At 65.3% G+C, this 21,541-nt stretch carries 27 protein-coding genes and 1 tRNA gene; 22 read left to right on the top strand and 6 right to left on the bottom strand.

What is annotated here, in order from left to right:
* Positions 1-87: 87 nt before the first annotated feature.
* The 7 genes from ACLBYG_RS24855 to ACLBYG_RS24825 all read left to right on the top strand — a co-directional run bounded on the left by ACLBYG_RS24855 (position 88) and on the right by ACLBYG_RS24825 (position 5,431).
* On the top strand, positions 88-1,323 hold the full coding sequence (locus ACLBYG_RS24855) for a tyrosine-type recombinase/integrase (protein ID WP_447683241.1): 1,236 nt from the start codon (positions 88-90) through the stop codon (positions 1,321-1,323).
* 7 nt (positions 1,324-1,330) lie between these two features.
* Positions 1,331-1,972 carry a hypothetical protein gene (locus tag ACLBYG_RS24850; protein WP_447683240.1) on the top strand — a complete coding sequence of 214 codons (642 nt, stop codon included), beginning with the start codon at positions 1,331-1,333 and terminating at the stop codon, positions 1,970-1,972.
* Between the two features lie 163 nt (positions 1,973-2,135).
* On the top strand, positions 2,136-2,270 hold the full coding sequence (locus ACLBYG_RS24845) for a hypothetical protein (protein WP_280951362.1): 135 nt from the start codon (positions 2,136-2,138) through the stop codon (positions 2,268-2,270).
* 196 nt (positions 2,271-2,466) lie between these two features.
* Positions 2,467-2,898 carry a hypothetical protein gene (locus tag ACLBYG_RS24840; RefSeq protein WP_447683239.1) on the top strand — a complete coding sequence of 144 codons (432 nt, stop codon included), beginning with the start codon at positions 2,467-2,469 and terminating at the stop codon, positions 2,896-2,898.
* Entirely contained in the window at positions 2,895-3,128 is a 234-nt protein-coding gene (locus ACLBYG_RS24835; protein WP_245337779.1) for a hypothetical protein, read from the top strand. Before ACLBYG_RS24840 ends, ACLBYG_RS24835 begins: the two co-directional genes overlap by 4 nt.
* Positions 3,128-4,360 carry an AAA family ATPase gene (locus tag ACLBYG_RS24830; RefSeq protein WP_447683238.1) on the top strand — a complete coding sequence of 411 codons (1,233 nt, stop codon included), beginning with the start codon at positions 3,128-3,130 and terminating at the stop codon, positions 4,358-4,360. The genes ACLBYG_RS24835 and ACLBYG_RS24830 overlap by 1 nt, the downstream gene beginning before the upstream one ends.
* Positions 4,361-4,756: 396 nt before the next feature.
* The gene (locus ACLBYG_RS24825) at positions 4,757-5,431 is read left to right on the top strand and encodes a recombinase family protein (RefSeq protein ID WP_447683237.1); all 675 of its coding nucleotides are present in this window, start codon (positions 4,757-4,759) and stop codon (positions 5,429-5,431) included.
* On the opposite strand, the gene ACLBYG_RS24820 is transcribed toward ACLBYG_RS24825, so the two are convergent.
* Positions 5,428-5,883 carry a hypothetical protein gene (locus ACLBYG_RS24820; RefSeq protein ID WP_447683236.1) on the bottom strand — a complete coding sequence of 152 codons (456 nt, stop codon included), beginning with the start codon at positions 5,881-5,883 and terminating at the stop codon, positions 5,428-5,430. The two genes, ACLBYG_RS24825 and ACLBYG_RS24820, sit on opposite strands and share 4 nt — an antisense overlap.
* Before the next feature lie 149 nt (positions 5,884-6,032).
* On the opposite strand from ACLBYG_RS24820, the gene ACLBYG_RS24815 reads away from it, so the two are divergent.
* From ACLBYG_RS24815 to ACLBYG_RS24775, 9 genes are all read left to right on the top strand, one after another.
* Positions 6,033-6,416 (top strand): hypothetical protein, encoded by a 384-nt coding sequence (locus ACLBYG_RS24815; RefSeq protein ID WP_447683235.1) that lies wholly within the window; start codon positions 6,033-6,035, stop codon positions 6,414-6,416.
* A 3-nt stretch (positions 6,417-6,419) separates the two neighbouring features.
* Positions 6,420-7,925, top strand: a complete 1,506-nt coding sequence (locus tag ACLBYG_RS24810) for a hypothetical protein (RefSeq protein ID WP_447683234.1) — start codon at positions 6,420-6,422, stop codon at positions 7,923-7,925.
* Between the two features lie 2 nt (positions 7,926-7,927).
* Positions 7,928-8,206, top strand: coding sequence for a hypothetical protein (locus ACLBYG_RS24805; RefSeq protein WP_447683233.1), 279 nt, complete (start codon positions 7,928-7,930; stop codon positions 8,204-8,206).
* A gap of 11 nt (positions 8,207-8,217) precedes the next feature.
* Positions 8,218-8,598 carry a hypothetical protein gene (locus ACLBYG_RS24800; RefSeq protein ID WP_447683232.1) on the top strand — a complete coding sequence of 127 codons (381 nt, stop codon included), beginning with the start codon at positions 8,218-8,220 and terminating at the stop codon, positions 8,596-8,598.
* A 5-nt stretch (positions 8,599-8,603) separates the two neighbouring features.
* The gene (locus ACLBYG_RS24795) at positions 8,604-9,275 is read left to right on the top strand and encodes a hypothetical protein (RefSeq protein WP_447683231.1); all 672 of its coding nucleotides are present in this window, start codon (positions 8,604-8,606) and stop codon (positions 9,273-9,275) included.
* Positions 9,276-9,498: 223 nt separating this feature from the next.
* Complete coding sequence (locus tag ACLBYG_RS24790) at positions 9,499-9,975, top strand: phage tail assembly chaperone (protein WP_447683230.1); 477 nt, start codon at positions 9,499-9,501, stop codon at positions 9,973-9,975.
* Between the two features lie 202 nt (positions 9,976-10,177).
* Positions 10,178-10,819: a hypothetical protein gene (locus ACLBYG_RS24785; RefSeq protein WP_447683229.1), complete on the top strand. Its 642-nt coding sequence runs from the start codon at positions 10,178-10,180 to the stop codon at positions 10,817-10,819.
* 3 nt (positions 10,820-10,822) lie between these two features.
* A complete protein-coding gene (locus ACLBYG_RS24780; RefSeq protein WP_447683228.1) occupies positions 10,823-11,674 on the top strand; it encodes a baseplate hub protein in 852 nt (283 codons plus the stop codon).
* A gap of 9 nt (positions 11,675-11,683) precedes the next feature.
* A complete protein-coding gene (locus ACLBYG_RS24775; protein WP_447683227.1) occupies positions 11,684-13,876 on the top strand; it encodes a hypothetical protein in 2,193 nt (730 codons plus the stop codon).
* On the opposite strand, the gene ACLBYG_RS24770 is transcribed toward ACLBYG_RS24775, so the two are convergent.
* The 3 genes from ACLBYG_RS24770 to ACLBYG_RS24760 form a co-directional block, all read right to left on the bottom strand.
* The gene (locus tag ACLBYG_RS24770) at positions 13,873-14,217 is read right to left on the bottom strand and encodes a hypothetical protein (RefSeq protein ID WP_447683226.1); all 345 of its coding nucleotides are present in this window, start codon (positions 14,215-14,217) and stop codon (positions 13,873-13,875) included. The two genes, ACLBYG_RS24775 and ACLBYG_RS24770, sit on opposite strands and share 4 nt — an antisense overlap.
* A 162-nt stretch (positions 14,218-14,379) precedes the next feature.
* Positions 14,380-14,940, bottom strand: coding sequence for a hypothetical protein (locus ACLBYG_RS24765; protein ID WP_447683225.1), 561 nt, complete (start codon positions 14,938-14,940; stop codon positions 14,380-14,382).
* A 19-nt stretch (positions 14,941-14,959) separates the two neighbouring features.
* Positions 14,960-15,361: a hypothetical protein gene (locus tag ACLBYG_RS24760; RefSeq protein WP_447683224.1), complete on the bottom strand. Its 402-nt coding sequence runs from the start codon at positions 15,359-15,361 to the stop codon at positions 14,960-14,962.
* A gap of 584 nt (positions 15,362-15,945) precedes the next feature.
* Here ACLBYG_RS24760 and ACLBYG_RS24755 point away from each other — a divergent pair.
* Genes ACLBYG_RS24755 through ACLBYG_RS24740 form a run of 4 tightly spaced genes read left to right on the top strand, consistent with a single transcriptional unit; the run spans position 15,946 to position 17,172 of the window.
* The gene (locus ACLBYG_RS24755; protein ID WP_447683223.1) at positions 15,946-16,335 is read left to right on the top strand and encodes a hypothetical protein; all 390 of its coding nucleotides are present in this window, start codon (positions 15,946-15,948) and stop codon (positions 16,333-16,335) included.
* Positions 16,332-16,553 (top strand): hypothetical protein, encoded by a 222-nt coding sequence (locus tag ACLBYG_RS24750; RefSeq protein WP_447683222.1) that lies wholly within the window; start codon positions 16,332-16,334, stop codon positions 16,551-16,553. Before ACLBYG_RS24755 ends, ACLBYG_RS24750 begins: the two co-directional genes overlap by 4 nt.
* Entirely contained in the window at positions 16,553-16,999 is a 447-nt protein-coding gene (locus ACLBYG_RS24745; RefSeq protein WP_447683221.1) for a hypothetical protein, read from the top strand. Before ACLBYG_RS24750 ends, ACLBYG_RS24745 begins: the two co-directional genes overlap by 1 nt.
* Positions 16,990-17,172: a hypothetical protein gene (locus tag ACLBYG_RS24740; protein WP_447683220.1), complete on the top strand. Its 183-nt coding sequence runs from the start codon at positions 16,990-16,992 to the stop codon at positions 17,170-17,172. The genes ACLBYG_RS24745 and ACLBYG_RS24740 overlap by 10 nt, the downstream gene beginning before the upstream one ends.
* Positions 17,173-17,551: 379 nt before the next feature.
* On the opposite strand, the gene ACLBYG_RS24735 is transcribed toward ACLBYG_RS24740, so the two are convergent.
* Positions 17,552-17,628: transfer RNA gene (locus ACLBYG_RS24735), tRNA-His, on the bottom strand.
* Positions 17,629-17,849: 221 nt separating this feature from the next.
* Here ACLBYG_RS24735 and ACLBYG_RS24730 point away from each other — a divergent pair.
* Both ACLBYG_RS24730 and ACLBYG_RS24725 read left to right on the top strand, forming a co-directional pair.
* The gene (locus ACLBYG_RS24730) at positions 17,850-19,781 is read left to right on the top strand and encodes a chloride channel protein (RefSeq protein ID WP_447683219.1); all 1,932 of its coding nucleotides are present in this window, start codon (positions 17,850-17,852) and stop codon (positions 19,779-19,781) included.
* Between the two features lie 103 nt (positions 19,782-19,884).
* On the top strand, positions 19,885-20,976 hold the full coding sequence (locus tag ACLBYG_RS24725; protein WP_020094395.1) for a tartrate dehydrogenase: 1,092 nt from the start codon (positions 19,885-19,887) through the stop codon (positions 20,974-20,976).
* A gap of 298 nt (positions 20,977-21,274) precedes the next feature.
* Here ACLBYG_RS24725 and ACLBYG_RS24720 read toward each other — a convergent pair.
* Positions 21,275-21,541: transketolase C-terminal domain-containing protein (locus tag ACLBYG_RS24720; protein WP_447683218.1), on the bottom strand; the 267-nt coding region annotated here is incomplete at its 5' end.

Raw genomic sequence — 21,541 nt, 5'->3', positions numbered from 1 at the left:
CCATTGTGATACCTTGTTAGTAACACGGGGTAACAGGGCATAATGCCCGATTTCTGTTACCCCTGGTTACCCTGGAGGATCATCAGAGTGGCAGCGCGAGTCCTGACCGTGCAAGCCATAGAACGCTTGAAGCCAGATGCTGCGCGCCGGCTTGAGATCCCCGACGCGACGCTGCCGGGGCTGTATTTCATCATCCAGCCGTCCGGCGCGAAAAGCTGGGCAGTCCGGTACCGGCACGATGGTCGGACACGGAAGCTCACCCTCGGCGCCTACCCGGCTCTAGATCTCGCGAAGGCGCGAACCGAGGGGAGGGCGGCACTTCAGTCCGTATCGCTGGGGCAGGATCCAGTAGCCGAGCGCAAGGTGGCCGCGCCGTTGCCGGCCCGTGACCTGATCGGTTCGGTGATCGAGAGCTTCATCGAGCGGCACGTGAAGCCCCGGAACCGACCTCGCACGGCCGAGGAGACGATCCGCATCCTACACACCAAGGTGCTGCCAATCTGGGATGGCCGGAAGATCCAGGACATCGGCCGCCGCGACGTGATCGAGCTACTCGACGGGATCGTCGATGCCGGAACGCCAGTAGCAGCCAACCGCACGCTGGCGGCGCTATCCAAGCTGTTCAACTGGGCGACCGATCGCGGTGTCATTGACGCGAACCCGTGCGTGCGGATCAAGGCGCCGGCCGCCGAGACAAGCCGCGACCGAGTCCTGAGTGACGACGAGCTGCATCTGCTGTGGCGTGGGTGCGACGTGATCGGATGGCCCTTCGGGCCGTTCGTTCAGCTCTTGCTGCTGACCGCGCAGCGCCGCGATGAGGTCGCTAAGATGCGGCGGGTGGAATTGCGTGAGGGCGGAACGCTGTGGACCATACCGGGCGAGCGGGCCAAGAACGGTCAGGCTCACGACGTGCCATTGAGCGATGCGGCCCAGCGCGTTCTGGGCTCGCTGCCACGGGTCGTCGGGCATGCTGGCTATCTCATCAGCACGACAGGCAACAGCGGCGTCTCGGGCTACGCCAGGGCCAAGGCGCGGCTTGATGCTGCGATGCTGAAGCTTGCGCGTACCGATGCGGAGGAGGCGAGGACTGATCCCGCGAGCATCGCCCTCGAACCCTGGAGACTACACGATCTGCGCCGGACAGCCGCCACCAGCATGGCACGTCTCGGGGTCGAGCCGCACGTGGTCGAGGCCGTGCTGAACCACCGGTCGGGCACGATCACCGGAGTAGCGGCGATCTATAATCGGCACAGCTACGGACCTGAGAAGCGGGCGGCGCTTGAGGCGTGGGCGGCGCATGTCGAAAGGCTGACCAATGGCTGACCGTCGGATGTACATCTCCGAAGCGTTAGATCATGTGCGCTCCGTCCTCTCGCCAGAGGACATTGCGAAAGTCGATCCTTATTTTTTGTCGAAGGGCCCTGATGTGGCGGCAGCAAGAGCCGCTACCGATAAGATGATTATATCTCTTAGGCGCGGTGAGCTTGCTGCGCGTGCGGAGACGTGGGGCCATACAGATAAACATGTTTCGCTTTATATGGGAAATACTGCGTTTGATCTGCCTGCGGAGCTATGGTCTTCGGACGCAAGCATACTGCCGAACAACAAAATTACTTGGCGCAAGCGTTTTCCGTTAGAAGGAGACATGATTAGGCCAGAAGACTATGAATTTGCTCACGGTGTTCATGTGAGCAGAGAAGATGTCGAGGAGCTATGGCCTAAGAATTTGCTGACTGGGCCATTCAATGAGAATGATCGGGCGAGACCAGCCAAAGTCGTTAGCTCGAAGCCTGATCGCCCTCGTGGACCTCCGCCTTCGAAGCGTGAAAGCATCAAGGCCGCGATGAGGAATATGTCTCGCGTCGACCTTCAATCCATGAAGGAGGAAGCGATGGCTGTCGATTTCGGTGCGTCTCGCGACACGTGCCGGAAGGCTCGTGAGGAAGTTCTGTCGGAGATTGTCGACGACTGAAACTCCAACAAACACCGACCATCGACAAATAGCGACACTGCAAAAGCCGATCCACTTTGAGCGTGTTCCAACAAGGAGCCACGCAATGCCTCTTGCTGTCCCAAAGTCTAACGAAGACCTGCTTCCGGCCTCCGCTGCTCGCGCACGCTACGGTGTGTCGGACATGACCATCTTCCGGTGGCTGGCTGATCCCAGGCTCGGCTTTCCGCAGCCCATCCGTATCAACGGGCGCCGCTACTGGCGGCTGGCCGACCTGCAGGCCTTCGAGGCCCGGCAGGCTTCCAAGGAGGCCGCATAGCCATGAAGAAACCCGCGCATCGCGGGGCGAAGGCGGGTCTCTCAAATCGCGTCCGGCAAGATCGCTTTGAGAGATATGCGCCAACCGAGACTCCTCGGCAAGCCCCCTATCTCGCAGCCCGCTTTGGATTGACGCCATCTATGGCCAGCGTCGTCGCTGAGCTGGCGTTCACCGTCACCGACCGGTGGGGGCGCGCATGATCGCGAGCGCCACTCCCATCCACATCGCCACCATCAACGGCGTGTCGGTCCGCTTCTTTCGCGGGCCGGCTGATGGCCCCGACATGCCTTGGCACGCCCATGAGGAATTGCTGGCAGCACTCGCGCTGCCACGCAACCTGCGCCGCTCCCTCAGGGCGGCTCTGCTGAAGAGCTGGAAGGATGCCTGCCACACGGTCGAAGTCGACGGCGAGCCGGTGCTGATTGCCCCGCACTTCGTCGCTCAGGGCCTCGTCGGCATGGCCCAAGAGATCGGGAAGGGCATCAGCACGACGCCCGACCGTGTCGACCGTGAGTACGCCCGTGCCGGTGTCGCCGCGATGAATGCGCTAACGGCACACATCCCGGCGGCAGCCGACCGGTTCACTTGGGCAATGCAGGCCTTCCACAATCAAGGAGGCGCGGCATGAATGCGCCCGTCCGCAATCCCGATCGGGCGGCCATGCAAGCCCTGACCTTCGAGACCATCGCGGAAGCGGCCGGCGTCGCCGAGACCTACGCTCGGACGGCGGCCGAGCTGGCTATGATCGGCGACATCCGAGGCGTGAACTACGCCCTCCGGCAGGCCGCCATGGCAATCACCAACGCGGCGGACACCGCATTGACGCTCCGGCCCGCCGGCTCGCGCGGAGGTGCCTGATGTCGGAGCGCTCGTACAACGGGGCCTCAGTCGACGCAGACGCGTTCTGCGGCTGGCCGGGCCCCGATCCCGACGCGATGCCTGGAGCCAGGCCGGTGATCCGTGCCCAGCCCTTTCGATGGCGGGATCCGGCTACGATCCCTCCGCGCGAATGGGTCTACGGCCGGCATCTGATCCGCAGGTTCCTGAGCACCACGGCGGCACCCGGCGGCGTCGGCAAGTCCAGCCTCGCGCTGGTCGAGGTCATCGCCATGGTGACCGGCAGGCCCCTGCTGGGCGTGTCAGTCCCGAAGCCGCTGCGGTGCTGGTACCTGAACCTCGAAGACCCGATGGAGGAGATCGAGCGCCGCGTCGTGGCGATCTGCCTGCATTACGGGATCAAGCCGGCCGAGGTTGAGGGGCGGCTGTTTCTCAATTCCGGCCGGACCACCAGCATCGTCATCGCCACCACCACCCGCGAGGGGACCAAGGTCGCCGAGCCAGTCGTGGAGGGGCTAACCCGCGCCATCCTCAACAACCGGATCGACGTGGTGGTGATCGACCCGTTTGTCAGCTCGCACCGGGTCACCGAGAACGACAACGCTTCCATCGACATCGTCGCCAAGGCGTGGAACCGCGTCGCGGAGGAGGGCCGCGCCGCCGTCGAGCTGATCCACCACGTCCGAAAGGGTCAGAGCGGATCCACGGGCGAATACACGGTCGAGGACGGCCGTGGAGCCGGCGCCCTCCTGGCAGCCGCTCGAAGTGCCCGCGTGCTCAATTCCATGACCAAGGAGCAAGCGGACCGCGCCGGGCTGCCGACAAACCGTGGCTACTTCCGTGCCGACAATGGCAAGGCGAACCTCGCCCCGCCACCCGAGCGCAGCGAGTGGTTCCACCTCGTACCGGTCAATCTCGGCAACGGCCCGGCAGACTCTATCGACGGGGGCGATCACGTCGCTGTCGTCGAACCCTGGCGGTGGCCAGACATGCTTGAGGGACTGACCGTCGATCACCTCCGGAAGGCTCAGCGCGCAGTCGCGGAAGGCCGGTGGCGGGAGAATGCTCAGTCCAAGGAGTGGGTCGGGATCCCGATAGCCAGAGACCTCGGTATCGAACTCGATGCTGCCGGCAAGAAGCGCGTGCAAGCCATGCTCAAAGTCTGGATCGAAACCGGCATGTTCGTGGTGGTCGAGGGCACCGACGAGAAGCGCAATAAGCGGTCCTTCGTCGAGGTAGGTGAGGCAGCCTGAAATGGGGGTGAACTGCCCCGCCTCACCTTGCCCCCCCCTAAAGGGGGTGGGGCAGGTGTGGCAGTGGGGCAAACCACCCGAGGCGCCACACCGCCCCACCTTGCCACGCCACACTCTGAGAGGTGTGGCAGACGCTGAAAGACGAGCCGGGTTAGCGTGCCGGTAGCCGTAGGAAAGCTCGCTATTAGCCGCCAAGATGAGGTCGAGCGGCTGCGAGCTCCCGACACCCGCTGAGTCTGCGTGCGCACTGTGGGTCTCGGTTCGAGATGAGGCTTTTCGGTAGCGCTCACGCGCGCAGCGGCTGGCCGGAAAATTCTGGCGGCGCAGCGGCATCCGCTCATTGACTGCGGCGCTAGGGGCGTTACAAATATCTCAACGACGGTTGAGGTGTTTGTGATGGCGAGCGGCAACCACGTCCTCTACTTCAGGGTCAGCACCGCTCGTCAGGGTGCCAGCGGTCTCGGTATCGAGGCGCAGCGCGCGGCCGTCGCGGCGTTCCTCAACGGTGGTGACTGGAAGGTCTGCGCCGAGTTTGAGGAGGTCGAGAGCGGTAAGCGCGACGATCGCCCGGCGCTCGCCAAGGCCATTGAGGCGTGCCGGCTGTACGGCGCCCGTCTCGTCATCGCGAAGCTGGATCGGCTGAGCCGTGACGCTCACTTCCTCCTCGGGCTGGAGAAGGCCGGTGTGGACTTCGTGGCCGCCGACATGCCCAACGCCAACCGGCTCACGGTCGGGATCATGGCGATGGTTGCCGAGGAAGAGCGCCGCATGATCGGTGCCCGCACCAAGGCCGCCCTACAGGCCGCTAAGGCCCGCGGGACCAAGCTCGGGGGCTTCCGGGGCTACGTGCCCACCAAGGCCGACAACGAGGCTTCCAGGGCCGTCCTCAAGGCCAAGAGCGAGGGCCAGGCCGCCCGGTATGCCCCTGTCATCGCCGAGCTGCGTGCGGCCGGCATCACATCTGCCACGGCTATGGCGAAGGCTCTCACCGCTAAGGGCATTCCGACCAGCCGGGGCGGTGATGCCTGGACGACGACTCAGGTTTCGCGAGTGTTGGCGCGCCTTGGTTAGCGCGTCGGGTTCGGCCGGAAGCCACGGATTACGAAGGCGCACGCACACCCTAGTACAAGCAGCGCCAACGGCGGCAGCAGCGATGCGAGGATCAGAGTTGAAAACACGCGCCAGAGGCGAACGGGTAGGCTGATGCGGTCATAGTTGCCGACAATGCCTTCTGCGATCTTTTGAGGGGACTCGCTGGCCGGACCCATAGCTTCAGCATGCCCTTTGGCGCGCTCTTCGATGATAAACTCCGCGATTGCAGAGATTATTTCGGGTCGCGCGACATCTAGAGGAAACTCTAGTTGGTAATTGCCTCCTTTAATGATCAGGGGGGCAGTTGCATTGGTCCAAAGGGCTGGCAAATCGAAGACGAATAAGCACAGACATACCCAGGCGGCCGTGAGCACGACCCATAGCCGCAGCATGCCGCGCTTCCAGTTCAACTGTGTCTGATCCTTCGCCATGAAGGGACGCCTACCATTCACGATAGGCACACGCCAGCATCAAGCATCATGCGGCGATTATAACTCGATATCACTATATATAACACTGCCTTACGTAGATTTGTAGTCGTTTTTCGGATATACTCGGCAGACAACGGTCGGTCGGTCGAATGACGTTCCAAGCTCAATCTACAACTATTCGTTCGCCCAAGCAGCGCTCGGCGCTCGCCAATGGTAGCCGGCCGTTCCTCGTGACCGTGCCGGGCAGCACCGAGGCCGCGCGGCACTACAAGTCTGTGTTGGATGAGGTGGAGGCCGAGCGGGGCGGCAAGGCAGCCATGTCGGTCACCCAGCGCGAGGCGGCCCGTGCCTATGCCGGCCTCGCGGTCGAGCTGGCCAAGCTGCACGCGGCCATCGCGGCCGGTCAGAACGTCGACTTGGAGGCCCTTGGGCAGATCGGGGACCGGATGGACCGGCAGGCCCGCCGCATGGGCCCTCCGAAAGCATCGCGCACCCTGTCCTGGGACGAGCGCAACGCCGCGCGGAAGGTCTAGGCCATGCGTCGGCTGACCACGATGCGGGAGGCACTGGCCGATCCCGAGATGTTCGGTGCGGTACTCCCTGGCCCGACCTGGGAGGCGTGGCGCATCGTGCTGATCGCCAGCCAGGGCGAGGCGCTGACCGATGCCGAGCGGGAGATCTTCCGCGAGCTGACCGGCGGGCGTGAGCGCGAGCCTGACAGGCCCTGCAAGGAGCTTGTCGCGGTCTGCGGGCGCCGGGCGGGCAAGACCCGTGCGATGGCGGTGGCGGCGGCCTACTTCGCCCGGTGCATCGACTACACGGACGACTTCGCTCCTGGGCAGCGCGGGCGCATCCCGGTGATGGCAGCGGCCAAGGACACGGCCAAGGAGTGCCTGAACTACATCCTGGGCGTGTTTCAGGAGTCGCCGGCCTGCCGCGAGTACCTGGACGGGGATCCGATCGCCGACACGATCCGGCTGACGAACCGCATCGACATCCAGGTGATGACGGCGAGCTTCAAGACCACGCGCGGCCCGACGCCCGTGGCAGCCGTGGCGGACGAGATCGCGTTCTGGAGCGTCGACGGCGCCAATCCCGACACGGAGGTGTTGCGCGCCCTTCGCCCCGGCCTCGGCACTCTCGGCAGCCCTCTGTTCGTCCTGAGCAGCCCCTACGCCCGCCGGGGTGCACTTTGGGACCTCTACCGCAAGAACTTCGGTCCGGAGGGCAGCCCGCGGGTGCTGGTGATCCAGGCGCCGACGCAGGCGATGCACAAGAGCGCGACGCTGCTTGCCGAGGAGGAGGAAGCCTACCGGGACGACCCAGTGGCGGCGTCGGCCGAGTGGGGCGCGCAGTTCCGGACCGACAGCGAAGCCTTCGTGTCGATCGAGGCGGTGGCGGCTTGCATGCCGAAGGGCGTGCGCGAGGTCCCGCCGGTCGAGGGCCAGTGGTACGCAGCCTTTGTGGACGTGTCGGGTGGTGGCGCCGACAGCCACGCCATGGCCATCGCGCACCGGGACGGTGACTTGGTGGTCCTCGACGCGGTTCGGGAGGTTCGCGGCTCTCCGGACGCTGTGACGGCTGAGTTTGCCGCCCTTTGCAAAACCTATCGGGTCCACACGATCACGGGCGACCGCTACGGCGCGGCTTGGGTCCGGGATCGGTTTGCGGCCAACGGCATCACCTACGAGCCGTCCGAGAAGAGCAAGTCGGACATCTACCGCGAACTGCTGCCGATCTTGAATTCCGAGCGGTGCCGGCTGCTCGAAGTGCCGAAGCTTGAGGCGCAACTTACCTCGCTTGAGCGCCGCACGACGCGCGGCAGCGGCAAAGAGACGATCGATCATCCGCAGATCAAGGGCGCTCACGACGACGTAGCGAACGCCGTCGCCGGGGCCATCGTATCGGTCAATTCGATTTCAAAGCCCTTAGTCATCACCAAAGAACTTCTGGAGATGGCCAAGCAACCGCGCGGTACATACCCCGGCGAGCGCGGCTATCGCGGCCGTTCTGCGATGATCTCATTCCGAAAAGGATTTTGAAGATGGGATACCGCGTCTGCCTCTACTCGGCGCAGTCCCTGCTGATTGACGGCCGCCCCTGCCGCCGTTGGCCTGCTGCGGCCTACACCGGCATCGCGAACGACCAGCGGTACTTCGCCATCGTCCAGCCGGTGAACCTGATGTCCGCGTCCTGGGCGCCGGCCTCGGCTGTCACCGGCAACCCGGCGGACGGCGGCGTGATCGAGCTGCACGCGTCGACGGAGAAGCCCTCCGACGTGCCGCTGTCCAACTTCATCCCCTGGAACCCGCCGAGCAACTGAAGGAGAGACCGATGAACGTCGAGACCATGGAACGCATCATGGAGTTTTGCATGGGCAAGATCCCTGATGATGACATGATGAAGCTAGACGAGATGCTGTCGTCTCAGATCCCACCCAAGGACATGGCGGCAGACGCCGCGATCAAGCGGCGGGAGATCCTGGCGATGGACTGTCAGGCTCGCGGCTACAGCGTGACGCGGAAGCGCGTCCTCAAGGCCGTGGCCGAGGACCGTGCTGCCATCGAGGCGCTGCATCCTCACATGTTCCGTCTCGATAGCGGCGACTCCATCGGCTTCGCGGCGCCGATGCCGGCCAAGCCTTCGCGTCCGATGACGGAGGCCGAGAGAGCCGAAACTGCCAAGGCGTTCCCGAACATGTTCAAGGGGCATTGAGCGCCATGGCGAAAGCATCGCTCGCCCTCGTTCCGCCCGGCCGCACGCCCGAACGGCAGCGGCTCGCCGACGCCATCGCCGAGCGCGACCGCCGGCTTGCACTGGTCGCGGCCAAGCGCGCCGAGATCAAGGCCACCGACGAGGCTCGATATCCGCTCTACTCCCGCCAGTCCGACCTTGAGGAGGAAGTCCGGAGCCTCGGAAGTCTCCGCAGCGAGGCCGATCGCCGTGATGCGCTGCTCCGCGGCGAGAGCTTCACTGGCACCGGCAGGGCCGCGGAGGCCCGCGCCGAGTTGGCCGCCGTGAACGAGGAGATCGCGGCTTCCAAGAAGGTGACGGCCGAGCTTCAGACCGACCTTCAGCTTCTGGAGACGCCGTGCACGCTATCCCAGATGGCCGTTGACGACGCGATCAAGGCGGTTCTTGAGGCCGACCCGACGCGGGCGGCCGTCATCGCCGAGCTGCTAGACCTGCAACACCGGGTGACGATGCTGCGGCGCGCGGCGAATGCCACCTACGGGCTTTGGGATCCCGGCGCCGGCTACTCGCCGAGCAGCACGACGGCCATGCCGTGTCCCTGGCAGGCCGTGCGTGACCGCCTTGCTTCCGATCCTGATGCGCGGCTCCCCATGCCGGAGGATGTGTTCGCCGAGCCGCCCCCGCGGTCGGCTGCGTGATGCCGTGCGAGTGCCGACCCTGCCTAGGGCGCAAGCGGTTCGGTGCGCGCGGACAGTGTGGGGTGAGCTTCACCCGCACGGCGCCCAGCCGCTGAGTGGCGCTCTCCAAATAACCAGCGGCAGACGGGACGAATAGCCGACGATCCCGCACCCGACACAGCCTCCGGCGCGCTCGACGTGCCGGGGGCTCCTTGAGATCACAGCACACAAGGAGTCAGGGCCTATGGCAAGGCGAGAAAGCCGGATCACATGGTCCGGCGAGGATCGAGACAACGGCAAGGTGTTCGTGCTGACGGAGATGTCGGCGCGGCAGGCCGAGGAATGGGCAGCACGCGCGCTGACGACCCTCACACGGGCGGGCGCCGAGCTGCCGGACGAAGTGCTCAACGGCGGCATGGCGGCCTTTGCCGCTATGGGTGTCCAGGCGCTCCAGGGCCTACAGTGGGACGATATCTCGCCGCTGATGGACGAGATGTTCACGTGCGTGAGGATCTGCCCCGATCCGTCTCACGCCAATGTCGTGCGAGATCTGGTCGAAGATGACATTGAGGAAGTGTTGACGCGCGTCAGCCTCCGCAAAGAGATCTTGTTGCTCCACATCCGCCCTACCAATCCCGGCGCCCCCTCGACATCGGCTCAGCCGGGGACCCCGGGCTTCCCCGTCGCTGGCGAAATCACCCGAACCTCCCCGCAGGCATAGCCTACGTGGTCGGGGAGGGGATGGCGACGCTGCACGAATTGGAGACGGTCTACGGAAGCCAGGACTTGGCAGACATGATCGAGATCCTGAGCGTCAACGCGCACAACCAGCGTCTACTTCAGCCCCCGCCAGGGCATCGATAGAAATCTAAAGATCGGGGCAGTCAATGCGCGGGTCAGAAAGCCAAGCTCCTGTCGGGCAGATGACTGTCCGCGATCCCAACTCGGAAGTGAACCGCGATGCTTTCCAGTCTCGCCAGCAATTCGGCGAGCGCCGGTTTCACTTCATGGCGAAGATCGTCAAAGTCTACAATCGGAACTCACTCACCGAGCCTTGCACGGTCGATATCCAGCCGCTGGTCAAGCAACTGGACGGTAGCGGCAAGGCGATGTCGCACGGGATCATTCACGGCGTGCCGGTGCCCCGCAGCCAGTCCGGCGATAGCGTCTTCGTCAACGATCCGCAGGCCGGCGACGTGGGCACGTTCTCGGTTTTGGATCGAGACCACAAGTCGGTTCAGGCCAACGATTTCGCGGAAGCCAATCCTGGCAGCCAGCGCCGCAACGATATGTCGGACGCTGTCTTCCACGGGACGCTTCCGCGTAAATCTCAGCCAATCAAGCAGCACTTCATGTTCACGGATGACGGCATCGACTGCGCCGATAGGAACAAGAACACGCTGAAAAGCTCGTCGGCCGGCTGGAACATGAACGGCGTGGTCATCACCGACAAGGGCGAGATCCAGGCGCCGGGCAACGTCACGGCCGGCAAGGGCACTGCGGATCAGGTGACGCTGCAAGGCCACATCCACGGCACCGGCCCCGCCCCCAATCCGGGGAGCTGATCCATGGCCTTCGCGCGCAAGTTCATCAACGTCACAATCCAGCTACAGAATGGCGGCCTGAACGGCGGAGTTAACAAAGCGACGATCAAGGATCATCGCGTTGCTGTGGCCATCGAACAGAACGGCAGCCCCGACGCGGGCAAGGCGACATGCAGCATCTACGGCTTGCCGCTGCCCATGATGAACCAGCTCACACAGTTGCCATTCATGTCCGAGGCTGTCGGGAACAACTCAATCCTGATTGAGGCCGGCGAGGAAGGCGGCCTCGCGAAAAAAGCGTTTTCGGGGACGATCTTCGCGGCGTTCGCCGACATTCACGCGCCGATCGCAGCCCTTCGCATCGACGCGATGGCTGGCCTCTACAATGCGATTGCCCCGGCGAAACCGACGACTGCGCAGGGCTCCCAGGATGTCGCCCAGTTGCTGGGACTCATCGCCAAGCAGGGGCAATTGACCCTCGAAAACAACGGCGTGAACTGCAAGGTGCGCGACCCGTACCTGCCGGGATCTAACCGTCAGCAGATCAAGCGGCTCGCAGAGTCCGCCGGCATCAATTGGCTGATTGAGAACGACACACTCGCGATTTGGCCGAAGAACGGTAGCCGCACCAGCGCCACGCCGACAATCAGCAAGAAGACCGGGATGGTCGGCTATCCTCGCTACACTGCGAGCGGGATCGAAGTCGTCACGCTGTGGAACCCCAATTTGATCTACGGCGGCAGCGTCAAGGTCGAGAGCGACCTGACGCCCGCGTGCGGCACTTGGTACATCGTGAACATTGCTCACGAATTGGAAAGCGAAACACCTAACGGGAAGTGGTTCACTATCCTGTCTTGCTCGCGGCTTCAGGTTTAGGGGGTGAATATGGCTACGGTTGTGGATGCTTTGGTCGTAACTCTCGGCCTGGATCCGGCGCAGTTTACCAAGGGGCAGAAGGATGCCGCGGCGGCCCTCGTCAAGACCCGTGAGAGCGCGACCAAGGAAGGCAAGCAGATTGAAAAGTCGATCGACAATGCCGGCGAGGCTGTCGAGCGGCTGGCGCGCAACGCGCTGAAGCTCTTCGCCATCTTCACGGCCGGGCGGGCGATCAAGGATTTCGTCAGCGACATCACCAACGCGGATAGCTCGCTCGGGCGGCTCGCCAAGTCGATTGGCTCGACCCCGGAAGCTATCTCTGCTCTCGGCAATGCAGTCGCCCGCAACGGCGGCTCGGCTGACGCGGCGGCCGGATCCTTCCAGCGCCTGTCCGACAGCATCAATGAGATGAAGACGACGGGCAACTCGTCCGCCCTGCCGGCCTTCGCTCGCTTGCAGGGGCTGAGCGGCAAGCAGATCCGGCTCAACACCGACTTGCTGACCACGTTCGGCGACCTCGCCGACGCGGCAAAGGGGACGGCCGACCGCTCTGGCGTCCCGATGGCGACGTACCTGCTCAAGCAGGCCGGCGTAGATCAGGACACGGCCGCCTTGCTGATCCAGGGCCGCGCCAAGCTGATGGAGAGCCTGCGCAAGTCGGGGCAAATCGGCCTCGTGCGCAAGGAAGACACAGAGGCGGCGCAGCGGCTTCAGACTTCGATCCGCACCCTGCAGCAGGTTTCCGAGAGTTTCGGCCGGTCCATCATGACGGCCGTCACGCCGGCCATCGTGGACCTGATCGAGCGGTTTCAGAAGTGGCTCGACGCCAACCAGGATTGGATCAAGAGCGACCTCGTGGACTCGCTCAAGCAGTTCGCCAAGCAGCTCCGTGAGCTGCCGTGGGAGGAGACCGGCAAGAATATCAGGGCGTTCGCCAAGGGTGCCGACGCCGCCGCGCAGTCGATGGGCGGGTGGATGAAGGTGTGCGAGGCCCTGTTCCTGTTCTGGGTCGGGAGCAAGGCCGCGTCCATCGTCGCCAGCATCCTGCGGGTGTCTGGCCTTCTATCGGGCGGCCCGCTCGGCGCTGTGCTCAAGCTAGCGCTGGCCGCATCTATCGCCAGCGATGTAGGCGTACCGAACGCCGAGAAGCCAGGCGTCATCACTCGCTCAGACGACGAGAACAGCGGGGCGGCTGTCGGGCCGTCCGGTGCCGGGCCGGATAGTCGGCTCGACCGCGACCGCGCTGCCGCGCGTAGCTGGGCGGATCGGCAGTGGAACCGCGTGCGGCGCTGGGGTTCCAGCCTCGTCGGCGGCGGCGAGGCGCAGGCCGCGGAAGGTGGGGAGGGCATTCGCACTCGCGGGCGTCGCGCCGCGCGTGGAGACCAGTCTGAGGGCGTCGCGGCGAACCCCGGCGCCTACAAGGACGTGCTGGACCATATCGCCCGCTCGGAGGGTACGGCGCATCGCCGGGGCGGCGGCTACAACACGTCCCTGGCGAATGGCCTGTTGCTGCCGGGCGGCAAGGAGCAGGATCTGACGAAGCTAACCCTTGATCAGATCGACGCCTTGCAGACGGGCATGCTCCGTCACCCGTCGAACCGTTGGAACAGCAGCGCGATCGGTCGGTATCAGGTGGTCCGGACGACCCTGCGGGATCAGCGGGCGAAGCTCGGCCTCAAGGGCACGGACCTGTACGACGAGAAGACCCAGGACCTGATCGGCGCCAACCTCGCCCGACAGACGAAGGGCAACGCCGTCGCCCTCAAGAACGAGTGGGCCTCACTCGTCGGTGCGAAGAACGCCATCGCCGTCGAGCTGATGCGCAAGGTGGACCCGAAGTCGTCCGTCATCCCGCTGGAGAGGCCGCCAGCCAACACCGAGGGCGCTCGCAAACCCGACGTGCTCGCCGATCCGGGGGACGACCGCCGGAAGCCCTTGGCCTCCGTTCTCTATCCTGCTGTGCCGAAGGCAGCGCAGACCGGGGCGGCGTCAGTTGTGGCGCAGACGGCATCCATTGCCCCGGACCGGGCAGCCGTGACGACGAACGACAATCGGAGCACCAGCACGTCCATGGCGGAAGCGCATTTCCACGGCGACATGGTGTTCAACGGCGTGAGGGACAGCGGGGACGTGGAGCGCAATCTGCGGGCTCGCCTCAAGGAGCCGCAGTTCATCCAAGCGGCGAACTACGCTCAGGCTTAGCAGCCGGCCTTGCACGCCACGGACTGCACGCGGATCATGTCGACCTCTTCGCCGTAGGTCGTGACCTCGGCGAGAGTGTCGCCCCGCCGCCAGAGGAACCGGCAAAGCGCCAATCCGCTGCCGGAGCAGGCCGACGCTTCGGGATAGCGTTCGCAGACATCCTCACGTCCGCCCGTGCAGAACCGCCGATCCGAGGGGAGAGGCGCAGGGTGCCAGCCGAGTGCGGTGAGGCTGTCGCGGGCCGAATAGTAGAACGTACCCTTCGGCAGCGTCGGCACCGAGCCGGCGGCTTGAGCCGCGACGGAGGTAGCGAGGATTACGGCGGCGAGGGCGTAGCGCATCCCGGCAGACTATCTGTTCAGACACACATGTCGAGGCACGGGCTATCAAGGCGGACCCGAAATCGCATTGAGCGTCTTTACTCAATAGCGGATTGCGCACTCACCGATGACAGTCCACGATCACCAGATTGATGACTATACCCGAAGGCGCGAAAGTTTTCCTTAAGTGTTTGCGACTTCAGTAGATGACTTAGTGCTCGCAGGACTACCAGTTTCTTCTTTTTCTGCAGGCCCGGTATCGAACTTGATCTTCCTCCCGCCTGTGATTAATTGCCCAACAATACCAAGAGAGCCAACACCAAACGCAATATAAGCCAGTTCTTTGGCCCCAAGGTAGTACATTGCGCCAGCAAACACGAGGATGACTACGAAAGCGAAAAGGCCATACCTGCGCCCCTGACGAACCGAATTAAAATCCTCTCTGGCCAAAGTGTCGATTAAAGCAAGCTCTTTCTCTTTTAAGTCAATTTCTCTATTTTCGATATCGTTATTATGCTTTATAGTATCGGCCGCTGTTTGAACAATGAGTGCAGTTGATCCCGGAGCAAGATTTTCTATTTGACGCAGAACGTCTGGATGCGGGTAGGGGCTTATATAGCGCTCAACCACAGCGCCCACTCGCGTGAGAACTTCTTGCTTTTTTTGAACGGGGAGGGATGTTCCGCTGAGCGCACGCTCCATCTCTTCTCGAACATCTTCCCGCACCTCGCGAACTGCGGTCACCTGTGTCCGCTCGTGATCCCTATTCCGAGCCATTTTCCGCGCGTCTCTGCACCCTGGGGCGGCGTACTTCGCGCAATTTGCCCAGGTGGTCGAGACGACGAATTGTTTCTGTGCCGATTTTTAGGCCCTGCTGGTCGCTAACTTTGGTCGTAGCCTGGGCAAGCGCGCGCGCAAGCTCCAGCGCCTCTTGATGCGACCCCATAGCATAGCGGCGGCGCCAACCAGGCAACTTTAAGTAAACCCTATTGTCTCTGACCTCGACTAGGTTGCCAATCACCTGAGGCTGATCAGAAAGCATGGCCGGGCCAGAAAGCCCCTGCAGCACACCGCTCCAGAACGACTTCTGCTTCACTTTCGACACCTTGACCGCGGCGTCATCATCATCGTTATGACTGAAGGCCATAAATCCAGACACTGACACGGGTCCCTCCTTGGACTCTGCCACAGCGAAGCTTGCCAAGCGTTTAAGCAACTAAATGACACACCGGCTGCGACATCGAGTCGCGCAAGCTGCACGTCGCTCCGGCCTCAAACAACTCACAAGAGGCGTTTTGGCTACCGGTACGCGCTAACAATTCTGTGTGGCACGCTTGTTACATAGGCGCTTTTTGGCTTGACACCATAGGGCCTTTGCGCATCCCCGCAAGGTGTTTCGTCGCACAGCTCGAGGGCTTGCACTAAGCCATTGGTAGTAAGAGCATCTTGTCCGACTGCCATCAGGAACGCTTGGTTCTCAAGGCCTCCTCGACGAGGCGGCGGATCGCTTCGGTCCTCGACGGGAGGTCAGGCTGAGTGCGACGCCACTCGTCCACCGCCTCCATCTGAGCGACCGTGAACCGCATCGGGAACGGGGCGGCAAAGACGCTCCCTGGGGGGCGGCCTTTGACTTTCTGTTCTACGGGCGTTGACATCGTCAGCATTCTACTCGTATAACAAAAAAGCGGGCCGAGAGGAAGAGGCAACTTCCGTCTCAGCCCTGACCACGAACTGAAGGGGTCTACAGTCATGGCTATCCACCACCCTACACCGCCCCTCGGCGGCGGTGAACGCCCGCGCTTGCCTTCAGCACAGGTAGGACCGGTCACACAGGCCATCCGCGCGATGCGCTCGGCCGAACCTGCCCCTCAGTCAGGTTTTGCGACGCAGTTCACCCAGGGCATCCGCACCCTGTCCCGGACCGAGGTCGAGGGCCTGATCGGCGGCCTGATCGACCTCCTCGACGCCATGGACGGCGACGCGGACCTGGAGGACGGTGCCGACCTCGAAGCCGAGAACGAGCACGGCGGCGACGTGCAGGACGAACCGCACGATCCGGAGGAGGACGGCGACGTTCATGAGATCGCTACGGCGGTCGCCGGTTTCGACGGCACCAACTACGGGAGGGCGCGGTCATGAAGGAGCGCAACCCGGCCCTGCACCCCCTCTTGAAGCTAGAGGGCGATATCGCGGACGTGTTCCGCTATGGGCAGCTCCTGAGCCTCGTGGCGGGGTGCCCGGACCAGATCGACAACGCGATGCTCAACACCATCGCTGTGCCGCTGATGGAAGCTGGCAAGCGGCTGAGCGTCTACTACCGGGAGGCTATCACGGCGGCGCAGGAGGGCATCCAGTGATGGCCTCCACCCGCCGCGCCGCTCTCGGCGCCATCCTCTCGGCCCCTCTGGCATCCGTGCCGGCAGCGGCCGCCATGGGCTCAGACGAAGCCCGGTTTCTCGCATCTGCGCCGCGTATCGTCGCATTGTTGGAGGAGTACGACCGGCTTTGGGCTATCTCAGCTCCGCTCTATGAACTCTACTCTGAGGCATCCAACGCGCTTCGAAGCGGCGGCTTTGAGGACCGGCACGAAACACCGGAATGGTTCGCCTATATCGAGAGCCGGAGAGGGGCCGACGAGATCGACAACGCGCTGAATGAGCTGTTCCTGTCATTCAGAGGCATCCGGTTCAGAAGCCCGGAAGCCATTTTGCTCCGGCATCGGTATGCGCTGACCTTTGAGTGGGAGGAAGATCAAGCCGCCGCGGACGTGAGGGCGTATTGGGACGCGCAGACATGCGCCTGATCTACGCCTTCCTCGCTGTCCGGATGCTCCGGCTCGCCCGCTTTGACCTGTTCCGGCATGAGCTGCTGATGGCTGACGCGGATGCGGCCCTGGCTCGTTCTCGGGATCGGGTGCGGATCGCCGAGGCCCTGGCTGCGCGGGCGGACCTGCCGTCGCTGGCAGCAGGGCGGTGAGGCATCCACGCCCGCCGCGACAGCTGAGGGGCATATCTGCGGACGGGCGTGGAGGCCGACCGAAGCCGACCTCATGCTGGTACGACGTTCCCAGCCGGCGGCTCTAACATGGATGAGTTTCGAGATAGCTGTCCCCGGCATCCACGCCCGCCCACGACGGTCGGGGGTTGAGAAGGGCGGGCGGGCGCGGAGGTCGATCCAGGGTCGACCAGTAGACGATACCGCAGCCTGACCGAGCTGTCTGAGGCCCAAGGCGACAGATCTGTGCGAACGTCGCTCGTGCACCCGGTGGAGGCACAAAAAACAAAACCAGGGGTCGCTGTTACCCTCAGCGTTACCCCTGGTCCACCTTCGAGCTGTCTGAAACCAGCTAAGTCCTTGGTACCACCGCCCCGGCTCGAACGGGGGACCCCCAGATCCACAATCTGGTGCTCTAACCAACTGAGCTACGGCGGCACTGGCGCGGGGTGTATCGTGGGCCGCGGCAGTTTTCAAGGCGATGCGTGCACGGGATTTGGACTTCGTGGACAGCGCCGTCCGAGCCCCCCGCGCCGGGGCCGGCTGCGCTCCCGCAGCACCGCCCGTTTGCAACGGGCTCGGCCCCGGCTGTAACTGCGGCGGCGGGGCCGACGCGTCGGCCCCGCCGATCGGGCGGACCGGAGGCGAGGGGGCGGACCGTGAGCGCGCGACAGCCATCGGGCGCCGCCGGCGGGGGCAGGGCGCCCGGCGACGGATCGGCCGACGTCCCGGCCCGGCGGCCCGTCAGGCCGGCGCGGAGGCCCCGTCGGCGCTGGACCGGGATCGGGCTCGTCCAGGCCCCCGGGCGGCTCCGCAGCCTCGTCCGACGGAGCGAGGGCGGCCTCGTCGCCCTCGCGACCCTGGTGGGCTGCGTCGCCGGCGTGGCGGTGTCCGCCATGACCTGGATCACCCAGACCCTGCGCGAGCATCTCTACCAGCTGCCCGCGGGCGCGCGCCTCAGCGCCGTCGACGCCGTGCCGCCGGCGCTCCTGCTCGTGGGCCCGTGCCTCGGCGGCGCCGTCCTCGGCCTGCTGATCGTCGCCGCCAACTACGTCCGCGGCCCGCGCAAGCGCCCGGCCATCGACCCGATCGAGGCCAACGCCCTGCACGGCGGCCGCATGTCCCTGCGCGACAGCCTCTACCTCGCGCTCCAGAACGTCATCTCGAACGGGTCCGGCGCCTCGGTGGGGTTGGAAGCCGGCTACACACAGATCGCCTCAGGCCTCGCCTCGCGCCTGGGCATCGCCTTCGAAGTGCGGCGCAGCGACCTGCGCACCCTGGTCGGCTGCGGCGCGGCTGGGGCGATCGCGGCCGGCTTCGGGGCGCCGCTCGCCGGCGCGTTCTACGCCTTCGAGTTGATCATCGGCACCTACTCGATCGCCACGCTGACGCCCGTGGTCGTCGCGGCGCTGTGCGGCAACCTGATCTCGCGCGCCCTGATCGAGGCGCAGCCGCTCGTCGATCTCGGCGACATGCAGGCGGTCACGACCTCGCACGTCACCAGCCTCGAGATCCTGCCGAGCCTCGCCCTCGGGCTGTTCTGCGCGGGCCTCGGGATCCTGATCATGCGCGGGGTCACGCTGGTCGAGCGCCTCGTCCAGGCCTCCGGCGTGCCGCGGGTGGCGGCGCCCGCCTTCGGGGGGCTGTGCGTCGGCGCGCTGGCGCTGCTCGCGACGCCTCAGGTGCTCTCGGGCGGCCACGGCGCCCTGCACATGCACTTCGCCGCCGAGGGGCAGGGGCACGGGATCGCCGTCCTGGCCGGGCTGTTCGCCGCCAAGGCCACGGCCTCGGCGATCTCGATCGGCTCGGGCTTCCGCGGCGGCCTGTTCTTCGCGTCGCTGTTCCTCGGGGCCATCGCCGGCAAGCTGTTCGCCGCCCTCGCCCCCGTGCTGGTGCCGCCGCTGGCGGATTTCGGCCTGACGCCGCTCGCCTACGCGGTGATCGGCATGAGCGCCCTGGCGGTGGCGGTCATCGGCGGCCCGCTCACCATGACGTTCCTGGCCCTGGAGGTCACCGGCAGCCTGCCGATCACCGGCGTCGTGCTGGCGGCGGTGATCTCGTCCTCCCTCACCGTGCGCAAGACCTTCGGCTACTCCTTCGCCACGTGGCGCTTCCACCTGCGCGGCGAGAGCATCCGCAGCCCCCACGACGTCGGCTGGATCCGCTCGCTCACCGTCGGCCGGCTGATGCGCCGCAATCCCGGCACCGTGGCTCTGGACACGCCGCTGCCCACCTTCCTGCGCGCCCATCCCCTCGGCTCGCCCTCCCGGGTGATCGCCGTGGACGGGGCGGGGCGCTACGCCGGCATCCTGAACGTGCCCGAGACGCACGCGGCCGCCCGGGATTCCGGCGCCCACGCGCAGCCGGTCCTCGCCGACCTGCTCCTGCACGCGGACGATTTCCTGACGCCGGGGATGAACGCCAAGGACGCCGCGGCCGCCTTCGACCGGACCGAGAGCGAGGCGCTCGCGGTCGTCGAGAACGCCGAGAGCCGGAAGGTGCTGGGCCTGCTCACCGAGAGCCACACGCTCAAGCGCTACAGCGAGGAGCTCGACCGCCAGCGCCGGGCGATGGCGGGCGAAACCGACTGATTGTCAGGTCGGGGTGTTGACCCGATCCCGGCGCGGACCAATCACCTGACGCCGACGACCCGGGCCCCGCAGCGGCCCGCCCCTCGAAACGCGTGGAGGATTCATGGCCGCCCCAGAGAACAGCCAGCAGCGCCGCTACCGCATCGCGGTGATTCCCGGCGACGGCATCGGCAAGGAGGTCGTGCCCGAGGGCGTGCGCGTGCTGGAGCAGGCGGCCAAGCGGCACGGCTTCGGCCTCCAGCTCGACTGGTTCGATTTCGCCAGCTGCGACTATTACGAGCAGCACGGCCGGATGATGCCGGAGGACTGGAAGGCGCGGATCGAGACCCACGACGCGATCTATTTCGGTGCCGTCGGCATGCCCGAGCGCGTGCCCGACCACATCTCCCTCTGGGGCTCGCTGATCCTGTTCCGGCGGGAATTCGACCAGTACGCGAACCTGCGCCCGGTGCGGCTGATGCCGGGGGTGAAGTGCCCGCTCGCCGACCGCAAGCCCGGCGACATCGACTTCTGGGTGGTCCGGGAGAACACCGAGGGCGAGTACTCGAACGCGGGCGGCCGCATGTTCGCCGGCACCGACCGGGAGTTCGCCCTGCAGGAGACGATCATGACCCGGCACGGGACGGACCGGATCCTCAGGTTCGCGTTCGAACTGGCGCAGAAGCGCCCGAAGAAGCACCTGACCTCGGCCACGAAGTCGAACGGCATCTCGATCACCATGCCGTACTGGGACGAGCGGGTGAAGGCGGTGGCCGAGGCCTACCCGGACGTCCGGTGGGACCAGTACCACATCGACATCCTGACCGCGCATTTCGTCCTGAACCCGGATCGGTTCGACGTGGTGGTGGCCTCCAACCTGTTCGGCGACATCCTGTCGGATCTCGGGCCCGCCTGCACGGGCACGATCGGCATCGCGCCGTCCGGCAACATCAACCCGGAGCGGGTGCACCCGTCGGTGTTCGAGCCGGTCCACGGCTCGGCGCCGGACATCGCCGGCCAGGGGATCGCCAACCCGATCGGCCAGATCTGGTCGGGGGCGATGATGCTGGAGCATCTCGGCGAGCACGCGGCGGCGGCCGAGATCGTCGGCGGGATCGAGCGGGTGCTGTCCGAGCGGACGCTGCGCACCCGCGACCTCGGCGGGAATGCCGACACGCAGACCTGCGGCAAGGCGGTGGAGCAGGCTTTGGGGTAGGAGCGGTTTCGACCGGACCCGCAGAGATCTCCGGAGATCGCTCGACCTCCGGAAGGCTCCTTCGAGGCCCGTGCCACGCTCCGGCACCTCGGAATGAGACGGGATGCCGTCTCCGTCTGGGGGCCTCGGTCAGCGTGTCGGCTCCGTCATCACGAGCGAAGCGGAGTGACCCGGGGGTTGGCGCGACGCCGGTGAGCGCCGCGCTGCCCTGGTTCGCTTGGCTCCGCTTGCAAGGACGGCAGTCCGAACACATCGACAGGGAACGGAGCGAGCGCGGGAGACCGCGCTCTCCGCGGCGTCAGCGCGGGCGGCGGCGCACGCTCACCACGTTGCTCGCCGGCTCGGCCTTGCCGGTCTCCGCCGGCAGTGTGTCGAGGGCGGTCCTGACGATGGTCTTGGCGTCGAGGCCCGCCTCGGCGTACATCTTCTCCGGGCTGTCGTGGTCCTGGTAGGCGTCCGGCAGCGTCATCGTCCGCACTCGCACGCCGCCCGCGTCCAGCGCGCCGCGCTCGGCCAGCAGGTGCAGCACCATCGCGCCGAACCCGCCCCGCGAGCCCTCCTCGAT

The sequence above is a fragment of the Methylobacterium sp. D53M genome (assembly GCF_053345625.1).
The sequence above is the reverse complement of the archived record's forward strand: the minus strand, read 5'-3'. Positions and strand labels throughout refer to the sequence as shown.